Below are 18970 nucleotides of genomic sequence, written 5' to 3'. Positions count from 1 at the left end.
TTGATACACCTTGTATCGTTGCTGTTGCAGTGCGCCCGGTACAGCAACACTCCGTTGACAATATGCGGGTTTGCGTTAATTTTTGATAAAACCTGATAAGACCACCGCGCTGCCTGTCTGCGACAAAATGCCCTGGTCTCAATGCGTTTCAACTGGCGTCCGTGCGTTAAAATAGCCGGATGCACACGTCCCGACAACGCCGATCTTTCCTCGCATGGCTGCTTTGCGCTGCCATGCTGATGACGGCATTGATGCCGGCCTTGTCGCGCGCGTTTGCGCCGGAGCGGACGGCCAGTCCCGCGTGGCTCGAGATCTGTTCGGCCATGGGCACCCGCTATATCAAGGCGCCCGGTGCCGACAGCCCGGACACGCAGGACGGCACCGGCAAGCGCGCCGGCGCCATGAACGACTGCCCGTATTGCCGCGTGCATGCCGACCTGCCGGTACTGCCGCCGTCGCCGCTGGCGGTGCCGCAATTTATCGTCCTTCCTGAACGGCCTGCGCTGTTCTACCGTGCGCCCAAGCCGCTGTATGCGTGGGTGGTGGCACACCCGCGCGGTCCACCGGCCGCCTGATATCCCGCATTGCCTGTTCCAGGGGACGCCGTACCGGCGCCCTGGCCGAGGTCCGCCCATGGCGGCCAGGATATTTTTGCGCGTATCGGTATCGCTACCACGCACACTTTCCATGCCCACTCTCATCCAGACTCATTACCATTTTTCCGTGGCTCGCGCCACCGTTGTCACCATGCTTGCCTGCGGCGCGCTGGCCCTGCCGTGGTACTCCGCCATTGCCGCTCCCGCTGCCGCAGCGGACGGTGCCAGCGGAGACAGCACCTTGCCCACCGTCGTCATCACCGCCCGCGACGACAGCGGTGGCCTCCATACTGCCGCCGGCACCGGCTCCAACCTCGACCTGTCCCGCTTCGACACCCCGGCCAGCGTGGACGCCATCACCCGCCAGCAGCTCGAGCAGCGCGGCGACCGCAGCCTGGTCGATGCCATCACCCGCGCACCGGGCGTGAGCGCCATGCCGCATCCGGGCAATGGCGGCTCGTCGGTGGCCGCGCGCGGCTTTACCGACACCTTGTCGGTCATGCGCCTGTACGACGGCATGCGCCAGTACGGTGGCGCCGGGCTGACGTTCCCGTTCGATACCTGGGCCATCGAGCGCGTGGAAGTGCTGCGCGGGCCGGCGTCCGTGATCTACGGCGACGGCGCCATCGGCGCGGTGATCAACGTGGTGCCGAAGCAGCCCACGCGCGGCGCCATCGAGACCGACGTGCAGGCAGGCTTTGGCACCGAGCACAGCCGCCGCCTTGCCATCGGCAGCGGCGGCGCCCTTGACGAACGCTGGTCGTACCGCTTCGACGCCAGCACCGACCGGTCGGACGGCTGGGTGGACCGGGGGCGGTACAGCAACCGTGCCGTCTCCGGCGCGCTGCGGCTCGACATCTCGCCCCGCCTCAACGTGCGTCTGAGCGCGGCCCGGGGCCGGCAGGAACCGATGCAATATTTCGGCACGCCACTGGTGAACGGCAAGCCCGATCCGGCGCTGGCAACGAAGAACTACAACGTCGCCGACAGCGTGATGCAGTACGACGACCGCTGGCTTGACGCTTTGTTGAACTGGACCCCGAACGACAGCACGACCATGCGCAGCCGCTTCTACAACATCGACAGCAGCCGCCACTGGCGCGATGTCGAAGCGTATGCCTACAACACCGCCACCGGCCTGATCGACCGCTCCGACGCCACCGAGATCTATCACGACCAGTCGCAGACCGGCAACACCACCGACGCCGCCTTCAAGGGGCAATTACTGGGGCTGGACAACCGCTTCGCCCTCGGCTTCGACATCAATTCCAGCGCGTTCAAACACACCAACAACACCTACGTTGGCGACGCCACCCCGGTCGATCCGTACCACCCGGACCCTGGCTGGTTCGCCAGCCCGGTGCCGACCATTCCGCGCTATGCCAGCAAGGCGCGCCAGTACGCGGTGTTTGCCGAAAACCGGCTGGCATTGACCGGCCAGTGGTCGCTGCTGGCGGGCGTGCGCTACGACCACGCCAGCGTGCGCCGCACCGACCTGGTGGCCGACCGCCTCGCTTACGATAAAACCTTCAGCAACGTCGGCTGGCGTCTGGGCACGGTGTACCAGGCCACGCCGTCGCTGGCGCTGTATGGCCAGGTGGCCAAGGCTGCCGATCCGATCAGTTCGCTGTTCTTCCTGTCGGCCGCCAATAGCGCGTTCAAGAACGCCACCGGCCGCCAGGTGGAAGTGGGCGTCAAGCAGGCCTTTGCGGCCAATACCGCCGAATGGACGCTGGCCGTGTACGACATCACCAAGAACAACCTGCTCACGCGCGACCCCGCCAATCCGAGCCGCAGCCTGCAAGTGGGCGAGCGCACGTCGCGCGGCGTGGAGGCCACGGTGATGGCGGCTTTGCTTCCCGGCTGGCGCGTGGAGGCGAATGCCACGCTGCTGCGCGCGCGTTTCGCGGACTTCAGCGAAGCCTCTGGCGGCGTGCTGGTCTCGCGGGCCGGCAATACGCCGCCGGACGTGCCGCAGCGCCTGGCCAACCTGTGGCTGCACCACGAACTGGCGCGCGGCTGGACCGCCAGCGCCGGCCTGCGCTACGTGGGCGAGCGCAATGCGGACAATGCCAATACGCTCAAGCTGCCGTCGTACGCGGTGACCGATGCGACGCTGCGCTGGAAGGTCTCCGGCGCCACCAGCGTATCGCTGCGGGTAGCCAATCTGTTCGACCGGCGCTATTTCACCACGGCGTATTACACGCCCACCCAGTGGTTCTACGGCCAGGACCGGCGCGCAGACCTGGTCGTCGACCACCGCTTCTGACGGAGACGGGCAATGCGCCGCATCCTGTACCTGATCCATCGCTGGACGGGGATCGCCATGTGCGCACTGATGGCGCTATGGTTCGTCAGCGGCATGGTGATGCTGTTCGTCGGCTATCCCAAGCTCACGCCCGCCGAACGGCTGGCCGCCTTGCCGCTGCTGGCCGCCGACTGCTGCATCGAACCGGCGCAGGCGCTGGCGCGCAGCCATCACCCGGCTGCGGTGCAAGCCATCACGCTGACCTCGATCGCCGGCCGTGCGCATTACCAGCTGCTGGAGCAGGATGGCCGCACCACGCAGGTGGATGCTGCGACCGGCGCGCTTGCGCCGAAGCCCGATGCGCAGGCGGCGGTGACGGCGGCACGCATGTTCAAGCCTGGCGCGCCGGCCCGTTACGCGGGCCTGGTGGAGGAAGACCGCTGGACCCACTCGCGCGGACTGAACCCGCACCGGCCGCTGCACGTGGTGGAACTTGATGACGACGCGGCCACGCGCGTGTACGTGTCGTCGGCAACGGGGCAGGTGATGCTTGATGCCCCGCGCGCCGAGCGGTACTGGAACTTCGCCGGCGCCTGGCTGCACTGGCTGTACATGCTGCGCCAACAGAACACCGATCCGGTGTGGACCTGGACCCTGATCGGCCTGTCCGCCGTGGGCGTGCTGTCGGCCGTGACGGGGATGGTGAACGGCGTGCAACGCTGGCGGTTCAAGGGCCGCTACAAAAGCGGCGCGCGCACGCCGTACCGCGAGTTCGCCATGCGCTGGCATCACGTGCTGGGGCTTGGCTTCGGACTGGTGCTGTGCACCTGGATGTTCAGCGGCCTGATGTCGATGAATCCGCTGGGTGTGTTCAATGCGCGGGGAGCAAAGCCCGATGCGGCAGCCATGCAGGGCGGCGCGCCGGCCAGCGTGCGCCTGACGCAGCCGGTGGTGCAAGTGCTGGCGCTGTTGCACGCGCAGTCGTTTGCGCCGCGCGAACTGGAATGGCGCGTGCTCGGTGGCGCCCCGTTCATCGTGGCGCGCGATGGCCACAACGATACGCGCATCGTTGTGGCCGGCGGTCACGGACTGACCACGGCGAAGCAGTGCGACACGCAAATCGGGATAACTTGCGACGACGGACTGACGGTGACGAAGCAGTGCGACACGCGCATCTCCGCAATCTGCGGCGACGGACTGACGGTGACCAAGCAGTGGGAGCCGGCGCGTCTGGAGGCGGTCGCGCGCAAGCTGCTGCCTTACCCGGTCAGTGCGTTCGAGCTGGTGACGAAGGCCGACGCGTATTACTACCAGCGCGGCGACGCCTCCATGTACGGCGGCAACGAGCGGCGCCTGCCGGCCTTGCGCGTGGTGTTCGACGATCCGGGGCATACCTGGGTGTATCTCGACGCGGCCACCGGCCAGGTGGCGCTGAGCATCGACAGTACCCAGCGGATAGGGCGCTGGCTGTTCAATTTTTTGCACAGCTGGGACGTGCCGGCGTGGCTGTCGCCAGTGCATGGCGCGGCGCGCATCGCGGTGCTGATCGCGCTGAGCGCGGGCGGCTTGCTGCTGAGCGCCACGGCAGTCGTGATCGCGGCGCGACGATTGCGGCGCATGGCGTGAGCGTGCTGCCGGCTCGGGCGTGACCGGCAGCGCGCTCACATCCAATGCCTCGGGCGGCTTGCGCCTCGATCTTTCGCGCCGCGTGGTGCGAATTGAGTCATTTCGATAGTTGTTGAATTGTCGTAGGTTTTGCAGGTAAAATACTTTGACTATCGTTGAACTATGAAAGTAAAGCCATGGAAACCAGGCAAGTTCTCGCCGCGCTGTCGGCCATCGCCCAGGAAAGCCGGCTGGCGATTTTCCGGTTGCTGGTGCAAGTCGGCCCCGATGGCATGGCCGCCAGCAAGATCGCCGAACAGCTCGACATTGCGCCATCGTCGCTGTCGTTCCACCTGAAGGAGCTCGTGCACGCCGGCCTGATCACGTCGCGCAGCGAGGGCCGCTTCGTGATCTACGCGGCCGACGTGGCCGTGATGAATGGCCTGATCGGCTACCTCACCGAAAACTGCTGCGGCGGCGCGCCGTGCGGGCCGGCCGCCTGCGCCACCGCCAGCATCCCGGAGAAGACACGTGCAAAATAAACCCTGCCACATTCTGTTCCTCTGCACCGGCAACTCGTGCCGCTCGGTGCTGTCGGAGGCGATTTTCAACCACCTGGCGCCAGCGGGGTGGCGGGCGCTCAGCGCCGGCAGCCAGCCGGCCGGCCAGTTGCATCCGCACGCGGTCGCGCTGCTGCACGCCAGGGGCATATCCACCGACGGCTATTACAGCAAATCGTGGCATGACCTCGACGTCACGCCTGATATCGTCATCACCGTGTGCGGCAGCGCCGCCGGCGAAACCTGCCCGGCCTACCTCGGGCCGGTCGTGCGCGCACACTGGGGCGTGGACGATCCCAGCCACGTGGTGGGCACGCCAGCGCAGATCGACACCGCGTTCGACCACGCTTACCGCCTGATCCGCGCCCGCATCGAAGCTTTCCTGGCATTGCCGCTGGCGCAGCTGCTTGGTGACCGCGCTGCGCTCAAGGCGGCGCTGGACACCATCGGCGCCTTGCAGCGCAACTGACACGGGAAACACCATGCTCATTGCCGTGCTGATTTTTCTTGTCACCTTGACCCTGGTGATCTGGCAGCCGCGCGGGCTCGGTATCGGCTGGAGCGCCGCTGCCGGCGCCGCCGCTGCCTTGCTGGCCGGAGTGATCGATGCCAGCGATATCCCGGTCGTGTGGCATATCGTCTGGAACGCCACCGGCACCTTTGTCGCGGTGATCATCATCAGCCTGCTGCTCGACCGGGCCGGCCTGTTCGAGTGGGCGGCGCTGCACGTGGCGCGGTGGGGGCAGGGCAGCGGCACGCGCCTGTTCGTGCTGCTGGTGCTGCTGGGCGCTGCCGTGGCTGCGCTGTTCGCCAACGACGGCGCGGCGCTGATCCTCACGCCCATCGTCATTGCCATGCTGCGCGCGCTGAAGTTTTCGGCGCAAGCCACGCTGGCATTCGTGATGGCGGCCGGCTTCATCGCCGATACCGCCAGCTTGCCGCTGGTGGTGTCCAACCTGGTCAACATTGTCTCGGCCGATTATTTCGACATCGGCTTTGCGCGCTACGCTGCCGTCATGGCGCCGGTCAACCTGGTGTCGGTGACGGCCACGCTGGGCGCGTTGCTGTGGTTCTTCCGGCGCGATATTCCAGCCACTTACGACGTGGCGTCATTGCGCGTGCCGCGCACCGCGATCCGCGACCGCGCCACGTTCAACGCCGGCTGGTCGGTGCTGGCGCTGCTGCTGGTGGGCTTTTTCTGGCTCGAGCCGCTCGGCGTGCCGATCAGCGCGGTGGCGGCCGGCGGCGCGGCGGTGCTGCTGGCAGTGGCCGCGCGCGGCCCGCACATTGCCACGCGCGCCGTGCTGGCCAGCGCACCGTGGCAGGTGGTGGTGTTCTCGCTGGGGATGTACCTGGTCGTCTATGGCCTGCGCAACGCGGGGCTGACGGCCTGTCTGACCGCTGCGCTCGACTGGTGCGCCGCCTACGGCGTGTGGGGCGCGGCGTTCGGCACCGGCATCCTGACCGCGCTACTGTCGTCGGTGATGAACAATATGCCCACGGTGCTGGTAGGCGCGCTGTCGATCGACGCCACCGCCACCCAGGGCGCCGTGCGCGAGGCCATGATCTATGCCAACGTGATCGGCAGCGACCTGGGGCCGAAAATGACGCCCATCGGCAGCCTGGCCACGCTGCTGTGGCTGCACGTCCTCGCCAGCAAGGACATCCGCATCTCGTGGGGCTACTACGTGCGCGTCGGCGTTGTGCTGACCGTGCCGGTCCTCGTGCTTACCCTGGCGGCGCTGGCAGCGCGGCTGTCCTGACGGCCGGTTAATCTGGGGATAATGTTCCCCGGATAGAGTTATTCCAACGCAACAATAACGTTGAGAATAATGCCATGCCAGATGTTCTTGCCAAATCTTATGCACCTGCCGCCACGCCGCGCACGGCGCCGGCAACCCCGCCGCAGTTCCAGGTCGAGACCTTCGTCCGTGGCCAGCCCGGGCGGCTCGAACTGGAAGCGTTCATCGCGCATGCCTTTTTCGATTCTTACGGTGCGGAGATCAGCCATTTTTGCGACGTGCTGCTCGGTTGCCGCGACGAGCAGGGGCGCTGGATGGCCGCGCTCGGCTATACGCTGGCCGCAGCCGGTCCGATGTTCCTGGAACAGTATCTCGATCACCCGCTCGAAGCGGCGCTGGGCGCGCGCATGGCGGACCCGGTGGCGCGCGCCGAGATCGTCGAAGTCGGCAATCTGGCTGCCGTCCATCCCGGTGCGGCGCGCGCGCTGATCGTCAGCACCACGCGCCTGTTGCACCAGCTCGGCCTGCGCTGGGTGGCCTTTACGGCCACGGTCAGCCTGCTCAATTCCTTTACCCGACTGCGACTCCAGCCCCAGGTGCTGGCGGTGGCGGACCCCGCGCGCCTGGCCGATACCGGCCGGCGCTGGGGCAATTATTATGAAACCCAACCCAAGGTGATGTATGGCGATATTCGATACGGCTATGGACAACTTGCTTGATGCGTACGCCCCCGGCGTGCCGGTGCTGACCGACGGCGTCACCGCGCTTGATGCCGACCAGGTGCGCGCCCGGGTCGCCCAGGTGTGCGCCGCGCTGGCGGCCCGCCGCTGGCCCGACGCCCCGGTGGCCATCCTGGCCGACAACGGCCCCGGGTGGCTGGTGGCCGACCTGGCCACTCAGCAGCTGGGCGTGACGCTGGTGCCGCTACCGCTGTTCTTCACACCGGCGCAATGGCACCACGTGCTGATGGAGAGCGGCTGCACGGCGCTGCTGTGCGCATTGCCGGAACAGGCCGCCGCACTCGGCTTCGGCGCGCAATCGCTGCTGACGGGGCCGCTGGGCCTGTACGAGGCGGCCACCAGGGCCGGCGGCGCGGCGTTGGGCGCCACGCAAAAAATCACGTTCACGTCCGGCACCACGTCCAGCCCCAAGGGCGTGTGCCTCGATGCAGACCAGCAGTGGCAACTGGCTGCCGCACTCCAGCACGGGCTGGCCGGACTGCAACTGCACCGCCACCTGTGCCTGCTGCCGTTCAGCGTGCTGCTTGAAAACATCGCCGGGCCGTACACGGCGCTGCTCAGCGGCGCCACCGTGATCTGCCCGCCGCTGGCCGAGACCGGGCTGTCCGGCGCCAGCCAGTTCGATCCGCAGCGCTGCCTGGCGGCCATTGCGCGCTACCAGGCGCAGAGCATCATCGTGCTGCCGCAGATGCTGCAGGCGCTGGTGGCGGTCACCGCCGACCACGATCCGCGCCTGGCCAGCCTGCGCTTTGTCGCCGTGGGCGGCGCCCGCATGCCGCCGCGACTGTTGCAGGCGGCCCGTGCGCGCGGCATCCCGGTCTTCGAAGGCTATGGCCTGTCCGAGTGCTGCTCGGTGGTGGCACTGAACCTGCCCGGCAGCGAGCGGGTGGGCAGTGTCGGCCGGCCGCTGCCGCACCGCCCGGTGCGCATTGCCGCTGACGGCGAGATCGAGGTGGGCGGGCGTGCCGGCCATTACCTCGGCCAGGCACCGGCCGCCGCTGTCGGCACCTGGCTCGCCACCGGCGACCTGGGCCACCTCGACGCCGACGGCTTCCTGCACATCGACGGCCGCAAGAAGGATGTGCTGATCACCGGGTTCGGGCGCAATGTCTCGCCCGAGTGGCCGGAATCTGCCCTGCTGGGCAGCGGCGCGTTCGCTGCGGTCGTGGTGGTGGGGGACGCTATGCCTTACCTGGCGGCGCTGGTGGTGCCCGTCAGCGCCGCGCTGACGCCGGAGCAGCTGGCAGCAGCGGTGGCGCTGGCCAACCGCGACCTGCCCGATTACGCGCAGGTGCGGCGCTGGCGCGTGGTGCCGCCGTGGGGCCCGGCCACCGGCCTGTCCACCGCCAACGGCCGGCCGCGCCGCGCCGCCATTGCCCGCCATTACGCGACCGACATCGCCGCGCTGTACGACAACCTGGAGCACATTGCATGAACTTCTTCGACACCCTGAAAGCGCAGTCCGACCTCGAACGCCAGCAGCTGTTTTCCATCCCGATCATCCAGGATGCGCTGCGCGGGCAGGTCACCAAGGGCCAGTACATCGCCTTCCTCACCCAGGCCTACCACCACGTGCGCCACACGGTGCCGCTGCTGATGGCGTGCGGCAGCCGCCTCGACGCCAGCCACGAGTGGCTGCGCGAGGCAATGGCCGAATACATCGAGGAGGAAGTGGGGCACCAGGAATGGATCCTGTCCGATATTGCCGCCTGCGGCGGCGATGCCGACGCCGTGCGCCACAGCCAGCCGCACGCCAGCACCGAGCTGATGGTCGCTTACGCCTACCACCAGGTCGACCGCCGCAACCCGGTCGGTTTCCTCGGCATGGTGCACGTACTCGAAGGCACCAGCACGGCGCTGGCCACCCACGCCGCCGACACCATGCGCAGCGCGCTGGCACTGCCGCCGGAGGCGTTCAGCTACCTCAATTCGCACGGCAGCCTCGACCTCGAACACGTGGCCTTTTTCGAGGCGCTGGTCAACCGGCTCGCGCGCCAGGACGACCGCGACGCGGTGCTGCATGTCGCGCGGAGGATGTATGGCCTGTACGGCGACGTGTTCCGCAGCCTGCCGCGCGGCGCAGCCGTGTTCGAAGGAGACGCGTAATGGCTGCCATGCAGCGCCCGCGTTACCGGGCCGTGATCACGGGCGCCGGCGGCGGCATCGGCGCGGCCATCGTGCGCGAACTGGCGCCGCTGTCGGACGCGTTGATCCTGGTGGGACGGCGCGAAGGGCCGCTGCACGCGCTGCGCGCCGAATTGAACGTGCCGGCGCAAGTGGTAGGCGGCGACCTGACCGACCCCGCCACGCTGGCCGCGATCGACGCGGCGGCGCGCAGCTTGGGCGGCCTCAACCTGCTGGTCAACAACGCCGGCCTGAGCGACTTCCACAGCTTCGAATCGCAGCCGGTGGACGCGATCCGCGCGCTGCTCGACACCAACCTGCTGGCGCCGATGCTGCTCACGCGCCAGCTGCTGCCGCAGCTGAAGGCTGTGCCAGCCGCGCAGATCGTCAACGTCGGCTCCGTGCTCGGGTTGCTTGGCTTCCCCGGCTTTGCCGCGTACGGCGCCAGCAAGGCGGGTCTGCACGGTTTTACCCAGGCCCTGCGGCGCGAGTTGTCCGATACGGCCGTGGAAGTGCGCTCGTTTGCGCCGCGCGCCACCGACACCGCCATCAATACCGATGCCGTCACCGCCATGAACCGCGAGCTTGGCACAGCGCAGGACACGCCGCAGCAGGTGGCTGCCGCCTTTGTCGCGTTCCTGGGCGGGCAGCGCGGCCACCTGACGCTGGGCGCGAAGGAGCGCTTTTTCGTGCGCCTCAACGGCCTGCTGCCGGCCGTGCCGGACGCGGCCATCCGCAAGCAGCTGCGCATCATTCGCAACTTCCTGCCCATATAAATTTTTTTTGAAAGGCGCCACCATGAAAATCCACTATCGTTTTGTCCTGCTGTTGCTCATGATGCTGTGTTGCACGCGCACCGCGTGGGCGGCAGCCAGCGACGATCTCGTACGCTTGCAACAGCAATGGGAGCAAATCCGCTACCGCACACCGGCGCCGGCGCGCGAAGCGCAGCTCGAGCGCCTGCTGGGCGAGGCCCGCAAGACCACCGCCGCCAACCCCGGCAGCGCCGACCTGCTGATCTGGCAAGCCATCATCGAATCGACCTATGCCGGCGAAAAGGGCGGGCTGGGCGCACTGTCCAACGCCAAGTCCGCCAGGACCGCGCTGGAGCAGGCGCTGGCCATCAACCCGGACGCGCTGGCCGGTTCCGCCTATACCAGCCTCGGCTCGCTGTATTACCAGGTGCCGGGCTGGCCGATCGGCTTCGGCGACGACAAGAAGGCGCTGGAGTTGCTCAAGAAGGGCCTGGCCGTCAATCCGGACGGCATCGACGCCAATTATTTTTACGGCGATTACCTGTTCCGCAAGGGCGACTATGCGGAAGCAACCCGCGTACTGAACAAGGCGTTGCAGGCGCCGCCGCGGCCCGGGCGCGCCATCGCCGACGACGGCCGCCGCAAGGAAATCGATCAACTGCTGGACAAAATCGCGGCGAAAGCCAAATAATGCACAGCAAGGGGGAGACGCGTTGAGAATACTACTGGTCGAAGACGATCCGCTCATTTCGCAGGGCCTGCTGGTGGCGTTGCGGCAGGCGCATTACCTGGTCGAGCATGTCGGCGACGGCGTCGCTGCGGTCGCTGCCGTGGCCGACAATCCCTTCGACCTGATGGTGCTCGACCTCGGCTTGCCCGGGATCGACGGCACCGAGGTGCTGAAAGCGGCGCGCCGCGCCGGCAATCCGATTCCCGTGCTGATCCTGTCGGCGCGCGACGCCATGCGCGACCGCGTGGAGGGACTCGACCTGGGCGCGGACGATTACCTGGTCAAGCCGTTCGAACTCGACGAGTTGCTGGCCCGGCTGCGGGTACTGGCTCGGCGCCGCACCGGGCGCCTGGTCAACCAGGTGCAGGTAGGCGCGCTCAAACTGGAGCCGGAAAACCTTGGCGTGCAGTGGCAGGGGCAGGGCGTGGAGCTGCAGCGGCTCGAGTTCATGCTGCTGCTGCAATTGGCCGAGCACCCGCAACGCGTGTTCAACCGCGCCCAGCTCGAGGAACTGCTGTATGGCTGGGGCGAGGGCGTCGAGAGCAACAGCATCGACGTTCACGTCCACCACCTGCGGCGCAAGATCACCCCCGCCGTCATCAAGACCATCCGCGGCGTCGGCTACCGCCTCGGCGACCTGGCCGCATGACGACCCGGCTCTATTCCGGCCGCTGGCGCCTGGTGGGCGCCACCCTGCTGTGCATGCTGCTGATCTTTGCCGGCATCGGTCTTGGCGCGCACCACGTGGCGCGCCGCGAATCGGACGAGCTGTTCAGCGCCAGGCTGGCCACGTCCGCGCGCGTGCTCGAAGCGCTGGTGGCGCACCAGGTGTCGTCGGCCACCATCAGCCGGCCGCTGGTGATCGCCTTGCCGCACGAGCTGGAAACCGATCCCAGCAACCTGCCCCGGATGTACGGCCACCGCTACGAAACCAAGATCGCGTTCCAGGTGTGGCGCGACGACGGCGCCTTGCTGGCCAAGTCGGCGTCGTCCCCGGTCGAGGCGCTGGCGCCGCTGAAGGCCGGTTTTTCCGAACAGATGATCGACGGCGTGCCGTGGCAAGTGTTTGCGCTGCGCTCGGCCAACGTGTGGGTGCTGACCGCCGAAAAGGACGAGGTGCGCCAGGAAATGTCGCACGACATCGGCATGTCGATCCTGACGCCGCTGGCCGTGGGCGGCGTGTTCATGCTCATTGCCGTGAACCTGCTGCTGCTGCGCAGCATGCGGCCGCTGGCGCAGCTGGCCGCCCGCATCGCCGCACGCAAGCCGGAGTCGCTCGAGCCGCTGGCGCTGCCCGCCACGCCGGTGGAGCTGGCGCCCATCATCACCGAGCTCAATCACCTGCTCGATCGCATCCGCGCCGCGTTCGAGCGCGAGCAGCGCTTCCTCAACGCCGCCGCGCACGAGATCCGCACGCCGATCGCCGCTGTCCAGCTGCACATGGAAAACGCGCTGCGTGCGGAAGGGCCGCAACAGCTGCAAACGTCGCTGCAATGCGCGATGGACGGCGCCCGCCGCACCAGCAAGCTGGCCGAGCAGCTGCTGGCGCTGGGCCGCCTGACCGCCGGCAACGACGCCGAACCGCTGCGCCGGCTATCGATGCCGGAGCTGTGCTGCGAGGTGATCGGCGCGGTGGAACCGCTGGTGGCGCGGCGCGGCCAAAGCGTGGGCCTCGATGTGCAGCAGCCGTGCCACGTGCGGGGCGAGCCGACCCAGTTACAGCGGCTGCTGCAAAACCTGATCGACAATGCCTCGACGCACGGCGACCCGCACGGCGACATTGCGGTCACGCTCGACATGGTCGATGGCAGCGTGTTGCTGGGCGTGGCCAACGACGGTCCGCCGATCCCGCAGGCCGAACTGGCGCACATCTTCACCCCCTACTACCGGGTGCCGGGCGCGCAGTCCGGCGGCCATGGCCTGGGACTGGCGATCGTCAAGGAAATCGTCGAGCAGCACCAGGGCCATATTCTGGTGCAGACCCGCGCGAACGGGCAGGGCACGCTGGTGCTGGTCAGTTTGGCGGCGGTTGCCTGAGCAGGGCCATCCCCATTGGCGAGTTATTTGATCTCGATCATATACCCGGCATGATACAGGTCAGCATAATGGGGCGGCCCACCAAGGCTTCCCCGGTTCTGACAGGACGACGATGTTCACACATATATTATTTCCCACCGATGGCGGCGCGCCATCGCTCGAAGCGATGGTGCCGTGCGCACGGCTGGCGCTCTCGGTCGGTGCCCGGCTGACGGTGCTGCACGTTAGCGCGCCGCTGCATTTCCTCACCGTGCGCCCAGGGTTGCTGACCGACATGGCGCCGCTGTATTCAGTCCATCGCCATGACGTGGCCAACGCCTGCGCAGAGCAGGTGGCCGCTGTCGCCAGGGCTCACGGCGTTGCATGCGACACCCTGGTCGTGGAGCATGAGTCCCCCTGCCAAGCCATCATCGAAGCGGCTCGCACGCAACATTGCGACCTGGTGGCGATGGCTTCGCACGGACTGGGCGGCTGGCGTGCGTGGTTGATCGGCAGCGAAACCCACAAGGTCCTGTCGCACAGCACCATACCGGTGCTGGTATTGCGACAACAGGATTCGCAGCCAGCCTGACTATCACGCTAGTAAAATTTTTAACAGGAAATTATTATTAAAAATATTTCAATTTTTAGATTATTGTTTTCGGGCATAATTATCATAATAAAATAAATCGCGTTTCGACCGTCGAGACAGTAACAAGCGCAAAGGCGGCCGCACATATTGGATGACGCCATGAAAGTACTGGTAATTGACGACGACCAGATCAACCTCGATCTCTTCTGCCTGATGCTCAGCATGCTCGACATGGCCGCCCCGGTGCCGGTCAGGCACGCCCAGGCGGCGCTCGACTGGTGCGCCGACCATACGCCCGACCTGGTCGTGGTCGACTACCTGATGCCCGACCTGGACGGCCTGACGTTCCTGCGCCGCTTCCGCGCCTTGCCCGGCATGCGCGAGGTGCCGGTGGTGATGGTGACCGGCGCCACCGAAATGGCGGTGCGCCACGAGGCGCTGCGCCTGAGCGCCAACGATTTTCTCACCAAGCCGGTCAACGGCATCGAGTTCAATGTGCGGATCGGCAACCTGCTGGCGTTGCAGCAAGCCCGCCAGCAACTGGCGCAGCGCGCCGAGACGCTCGACCTCGCGGTGCGCAAGGCCACTGCCGACATCGTCGCCCGCGAACACGAAGCCATCCACCGCCTGTCCCGCGCGGCCGAGTTCCGTGATGCCGACACCGGTTTCCACCTGTCGCGCATGGCTGCTTATTCGCGCCTGATCGCAGTCCAGCTGGGCCTGCCGGAAGCGGAGTGCGACCTGGTGCGCGATGCGGCGCCGATGCACGACATCGGCAAGGTGGGCATTGCCGACGCCGTGCTGCTCAAGCCCGGCCCGCTCAATGACGAGGAGCGCAAGATCATGCAGCGCCATCCGCAGATCGGCGCCGATATCCTGGCCGGCAGCGAATCGCCGCTGCTGCAGGCGGGCGCCGTGATCGCCATCAGCCACCATGAACGCTATGATGGCGGCGGTTACCCGCACGGCCTGGCCGGTGAAGCGATCCCGCTGTACGGCCGCATCATCGCCGTGGCGGACGTGTTCGATGCCCTGACCAATGCCCGTCCGTACAAGCCGGCCTGGCCGCTGGAACGGGCGGTCGAGTTTTTGCGCAGCCAGAAGGGCACGCACTTCGACCCGGCCTGCGTGGAGGCGCTGCTGCACGACATGGACGCCATCCTGGCCATCCAGCACCGCTTTCACCAACCGCTGGAAGATGCAAATTAGCAACAACGGATGAGGCCGGATACCGAAAAGCCGGCACGGTAGCAGCAGGAATGCTATGGTCAAAAAAACATAACGACTTGCAACCGCCTGTACTGCCCTCATGCCCGATTCCAGACGCTCCCGCACCCTCATCGTCGCCACCGGCGCCGCCCTGCTACTGACCATCGGGGTGACGCTGGGCGTGGCGTTGTACGGCGCCAGGGATAGTGAAATCGAGGAGTGGCGCGAACAGCTCGACGGCACGGCCTTGCTGCTGGCCGAACAGACGGCGCACGAGATGGGCGCTGCCGACCTGGTACTCGATGGCATGCTCGAACGCATACGGCTGCTGGGGGTGCGCGACGGCGACGAGTTGCGCCGGCGTCTCGGCGGCCGCGAAGAATTCGAGCGGCTGCAGGAGCGCAACCGCGTGCTGCCGCAGATCGACGTGGCCAGCATCGTGGCAGCCGATGGCCAGGTCATCAACTTCACCCGCAGTTTTCCAACACCGCCGATCAACCTGGCCGAACGCGACTACTTCCAGGCGCACCGCGCGCGCGCCGGCCTGGGCCTGTTCATCAGCGCGCCGGTGCGCAACAAGGGCAATGGCGCCTGGACCTTCTATCTCTCGCGCCGTATCGCGGCGCCCGATGGCAGCTTTATCGGGGTGGTGCTGGTGGGCATATCGAGCCGGCAGATCAGCAATTTCTACGGCAAGATCAAGCTCGATGTCCAGGCCACGGTGACGCTGTTCCAGCGCAACCGTACCGTGCTGGCGCGCTGGCCCGCCGACGACGCCGTGCTGGGCACCACGGCCCGCGACATGCGCAGCTACGAAGAGATCGAGCGCCAGTTGCGCACGGCCGGCACGGCGGTGGACCATGCGCCGTACCCGGCGCCGGGCGCCAGCCAGACCCGCACGCTGGCAGCCCAGCGTGTGATCCCGCATTATCCGCTGATGATCAAGGTCGCCATCCCGGAGCAGGTATTTCTTGAGCAATGGCTGTTCTTTGCCCGGCAACTGGGGCTGGTGGGCGCCGTATGCGGGCTGGCCGTGCTGGCGGCCTGCGTGACGGTCTGGCGCGCCATGCACAAGCGCGACCTGGCGCTGCGCGAGCAGCGCGCGCTCAAGGCGGCAGCCGACCAGGCCAACGAAGCCAAGTCGGTATTCCTGGCCATGATGAGCCACGAGATCCGCACCCCGCTGACGGCAATCATCGGCTTTGCCGAACAGCTGGCGCAACAAGGCCCCACGCAAGCGGGGGAACTGGGCGGCATCATTGCGCGCAATGGCCAGCACCTGCTGCAACTGATCAATGACGTGCTCGACATGTCGAAGGTGGAATCGGGCAAGCTGGTGCTCGAGCAGCTGCCCTTTTCGCCGGCGCAGGTGCTCGATACGGTGTCGGCACTGATGGCTGGCGCAGCGCGCCAGCGCGCCATCGCCTACACGGCCGAACTGCGCGCGACGGTGCCGCGGCAAGTGCTGGGCGACCCCACGCGCTGGCGCCAGATCCTGCTCAACCTGGTCTCGAACGCCATCAAGTTTACCGAGGAGGGCACGGTCAACGTGGCGTTGTGGTACGACCACGAGCACGAGGTCCTGTCCTGCAGCGTGCGCGATACCGGCATCGGCATGAATGCGCAGCAGGTGGCCGCGCTGTTTACGCCGTTTAACCAGGCCGACAGCACCGTGGCCCGGCGGTTCGGCGGCACCGGCCTGGGGCTGTACCTGGTGCACCAGCTGGCCAGTGCCATGGGCGGCGGCGTGACCGTGGAGAGCAGCCCGGGCGCCGGCACCACGATGACAGTGTCGGTGCACGCGCCGGCGGCGGCGCTGGCCCTGCCTGAAGTGGCGCCGTGCGCCGACTGCGCGCCGCCGCAACTGGCCGGCCGGGTGCTGGTCGCCGAAGATGGCGCCGACAACCGCATGCTGGTGCGGGCGCTGCTCGAGAGCATGGGCGTGGAGGTGCTGGTCGCCGACAACGGCGAGCAGGCCGTGGAGCGCGCACTGGCCACGCTGCCCGACCTGGTGCTGATGGATATCCACATGCCGGTACAGGACGGCGTGACCGCCACCGGGCGCCTGCGCCAGGCCGGCTTCCAGCGGCCGGTGGTGGCGCTCACCGCCGACGTGATGACGAAGGACCGGGCCCGCTACCTGGCGGCCGGTTTCGACGATTGCCTGGCCAAGCCGATCGACCGCGCAGCGTTCCAGCGCGTAGTGGCGCAGCACCTGCCCAAGCCGGCGCTGGCGGCACACTTTTCGGACTTGCCAGGGTTTGCAGCGCTGACTGCGACCTTCCGGGACGGGATAGCGCAGCGGGTGGCCGGGATTGCTGCCGCGCTGGCCGGCGACGACCTGGCCGCAGTGATCTACGAAGCCCATTCGATCAAAGGGTCGGCGGCCACCTTCGGCTGCCCCGCAACCGGGCAGTGTGCGGAAGTGCTGGAAGCGGCTTGCCGCAGCGGCGACCGGGCCGGCGCTGCCGCCGCGCTGGCGGCGCTGGAGCAGGCCAGCGCGCGCGAGGCGGCCGGCGTCTGACCATCAGCCCTGGTGCGGACTCACGGCTGGGCGGCGCCGGCGTCGTCGGTGCGCCCGGGCGCAGGGTAAGCGCGCCGGGGCGGCAGCTGGATCATCGCCAGCGCCGAATACAGCGGTGGACTGAGCACGCGCGAGACCGTGCTGGCAATCACCGCGCACGCCATCAGGCTCAGGACCATGCCGTGGCCATCGACCATTTCCATGACGATGATGAAGGCGGTGAGCGGGGCCTGCGTGGCGGCGGCCAGGAAGCCCACCATGCCGAGCGCGATCACGGCCGGTGCATACGGGTAGTTGGTCAGCCAGGCCACGTCGTGGCCCAGCGCCGCGCCAATCGACAGCGACGGCGCGAATATCCCGGCCGGCACGCCCGACCACGCGGTGACCCAGGTGGCGATGAACTTGAATAGCGCGAAGCCGACCGGCACATGGCCGTTGCTGTCGAGCAGGGCACGCGTGGCCTCGTTGCCGCTGCCGTAGGTGGCGCCGCCGGTTACCGCGCCGATCACCGCCACGGCCAGCCCGCAGCCGACGGCAAAGCGCACCGGGTAGCGCTGGCGCCAGCGGCTCGGGGCGTCGGGCGAGGTACCGCGCAGGGACGCCAGCAGCAGGCGGGCGAACAGGCCGCCGGCCAGGCCGGTGACCAAGGTGACCAGCAGGCCGGGGCCCACCAGCGCCAGGCCGATCGGGCCCGGGTGGATCACGCCGAAGTGGGTGCCGTTGCCGTACACGGAGACGGCGATCAGGCCGGCCAGCACGATGCCGGAGACGATCAAACCGCTGTTGCGCTGCTCGGGCGTGCGCGACAGTTCTTCGATGGCGAACATGACGCCGGCCAGCGGTGTGTTGAACGCGGCCGCGATGCCGGCCGCGCCGCCGGCCACCAGCAGCGAATGGGCGCTGACGCCGCTGCCGCGCGGCAGCCAGCGGCGCGCGGTCAGCATCACGCCGGCAGCGATCTGCACCGAGGGGCCTTCGCGGCCCAGCGACAGGCCGCCCAGCAGGCCGGCCGAGGTGAGGCCGATCTTGGCCAGGCTCAGTTTCAGCGACACCAGCAGCGGGCGCCGGCCGCCCGACAGCGCCGGGTCGAGCGCGGCCATCACCTGCGGAATGCCGGAGCCGCCCGCGCCGCGCGCAAAGCGCCGCGTGACCCAGACGATGGCGCCGCACAGCAGCGGGGTCCACAGCAGCGGCAACCACCAGCCCACGCTGGCGAGATCGAGGAACAGCCCCAGCGCCTGTTCGGCCAGCCAGGTAAAGCCGACCACCACGAGGCCGGCCACCGCCGCCGCGCCCACCACCACGGTGCGGGTGATCCATACCTCCGGCGAGGCGAACTCGCGGCGAAAGGCGGTGCGCATGTCGTGCGGGGTTTTGTCTGGCGGGTGCATGGGGCAGGGGAATCGGGAGAGAAGGGTGCCATTATATTCCGATACACGAGCCTGTACCGTCCGCCAGGCCAAGCGCGCTTCTGTTATCATGGCGCCTGGGTGACCACACGCATCGTGTGGCAGGAATGCGTCAGGTCG

Annotated in this window: 17 protein-coding genes; 16 read left to right on the top strand and 1 reads right to left on the bottom strand. The window is 67.6% G+C overall.

All coding sequences use genetic code 11. From position 1 onward, the window contains the following. Positions 1-179 precede the first annotated feature (179 nt). The 16 genes from SR858_RS16695 to SR858_RS16620 all read left to right on the top strand — a co-directional run bounded on the left by SR858_RS16695 (position 180) and on the right by SR858_RS16620 (position 17441). Positions 180-575, top strand: a complete 396-nt coding sequence (locus tag SR858_RS16695; protein ID WP_026636966.1) for a DUF2946 domain-containing protein — start codon at positions 180-182, stop codon at positions 573-575. A gap of 172 nt (positions 576-747) precedes the next feature. Beyond that, positions 748-2865 (top strand): TonB-dependent receptor, encoded by a 2118-nt coding sequence (locus tag SR858_RS16690; RefSeq protein ID WP_019920139.1) that lies wholly within the window; start codon positions 748-750, stop codon positions 2863-2865. 12 nt (positions 2866-2877) lie between these two features. After that, positions 2878-4470, top strand: coding sequence for a PepSY-associated TM helix domain-containing protein (locus SR858_RS16685; protein WP_019920138.1), 1593 nt, complete (start codon positions 2878-2880; stop codon positions 4468-4470). 176 nt (positions 4471-4646) lie between these two features. After that, on the top strand, positions 4647-4991 hold the full coding sequence (locus SR858_RS16680) for an ArsR/SmtB family transcription factor (protein ID WP_019920137.1): 345 nt from the start codon (positions 4647-4649) through the stop codon (positions 4989-4991). Then, on the top strand, positions 4981-5478 hold the full coding sequence (locus SR858_RS16675) for an arsenate reductase ArsC (RefSeq protein WP_019920136.1): 498 nt from the start codon (positions 4981-4983) through the stop codon (positions 5476-5478). The genes SR858_RS16680 and SR858_RS16675 overlap by 11 nt, the downstream gene beginning before the upstream one ends. 13 nt (positions 5479-5491) lie before the next feature. Further along, positions 5492-6772, top strand: coding sequence for an arsenic transporter (locus tag SR858_RS16670; protein WP_019920135.1), 1281 nt, complete (start codon positions 5492-5494; stop codon positions 6770-6772). A 74-nt stretch (positions 6773-6846) separates the two neighbouring features. Continuing rightward, positions 6847-7470, top strand: a complete 624-nt coding sequence (locus tag SR858_RS16665; RefSeq protein ID WP_019920134.1) for a thermostable hemolysin — start codon at positions 6847-6849, stop codon at positions 7468-7470. After that, the gene (locus SR858_RS16660; RefSeq protein ID WP_019920133.1) at positions 7454-8926 is read left to right on the top strand and encodes an AMP-binding protein; all 1473 of its coding nucleotides are present in this window, start codon (positions 7454-7456) and stop codon (positions 8924-8926) included. The genes SR858_RS16665 and SR858_RS16660 overlap by 17 nt, the downstream gene beginning before the upstream one ends. Then, positions 8923-9597, top strand: coding sequence for a TenA family transcriptional regulator (locus SR858_RS16655; RefSeq protein WP_019920132.1), 675 nt, complete (start codon positions 8923-8925; stop codon positions 9595-9597). Before SR858_RS16660 ends, SR858_RS16655 begins: the two co-directional genes overlap by 4 nt. Beyond that, complete coding sequence (locus tag SR858_RS16650) at positions 9597-10391, top strand: SDR family oxidoreductase (RefSeq protein ID WP_019920131.1); 795 nt, start codon at positions 9597-9599, stop codon at positions 10389-10391. Before SR858_RS16655 ends, SR858_RS16650 begins: the two co-directional genes overlap by 1 nt. Positions 10392-10413: 22 nt before the next feature. After that, positions 10414-11061, top strand: coding sequence for a tetratricopeptide repeat protein (locus SR858_RS16645; protein ID WP_019920130.1), 648 nt, complete (start codon positions 10414-10416; stop codon positions 11059-11061). Positions 11062-11083: 22 nt separating this feature from the next. Continuing rightward, positions 11084-11749: a response regulator gene (locus tag SR858_RS16640; protein WP_019920129.1), complete on the top strand. Its 666-nt coding sequence runs from the start codon at positions 11084-11086 to the stop codon at positions 11747-11749. Beyond that, complete coding sequence (locus SR858_RS16635) at positions 11746-13137, top strand: sensor histidine kinase (RefSeq protein WP_019920128.1); 1392 nt, start codon at positions 11746-11748, stop codon at positions 13135-13137. The genes SR858_RS16640 and SR858_RS16635 overlap by 4 nt, the downstream gene beginning before the upstream one ends. Before the next feature lie 112 nt (positions 13138-13249). Continuing rightward, positions 13250-13708, top strand: a complete 459-nt coding sequence (locus SR858_RS16630) for a universal stress protein (RefSeq protein ID WP_019920127.1) — start codon at positions 13250-13252, stop codon at positions 13706-13708. 159 nt (positions 13709-13867) lie between these two features. After that, positions 13868-14917, top strand: a complete 1050-nt coding sequence (locus SR858_RS16625; RefSeq protein ID WP_019920126.1) for an HD domain-containing phosphohydrolase — start codon at positions 13868-13870, stop codon at positions 14915-14917. 100 nt (positions 14918-15017) lie between these two features. Further along, positions 15018-17441: a hybrid sensor histidine kinase/response regulator gene (locus tag SR858_RS16620; protein ID WP_019920125.1), complete on the top strand. Its 2424-nt coding sequence runs from the start codon at positions 15018-15020 to the stop codon at positions 17439-17441. Between the two features lie 20 nt (positions 17442-17461). Here SR858_RS16620 and SR858_RS16615 read toward each other — a convergent pair whose 3' ends face one another. Beyond that, positions 17462-18832: a chloride channel protein gene (locus SR858_RS16615; protein ID WP_019920124.1), complete on the bottom strand. Its 1371-nt coding sequence runs from the start codon at positions 18830-18832 to the stop codon at positions 17462-17464. Positions 18833-18970: the final 138 nt, after the last annotated feature.

The organism is Duganella zoogloeoides (genome assembly GCF_034479515.1).
Lineage (GTDB): Bacteria > Pseudomonadota > Gammaproteobacteria > Burkholderiales > Burkholderiaceae_D > Rugamonas > Rugamonas zoogloeoides.
The sequence above is the reverse complement of the archived record's forward strand: the minus strand, read 5'-3'. Positions and strand labels throughout refer to the sequence as shown.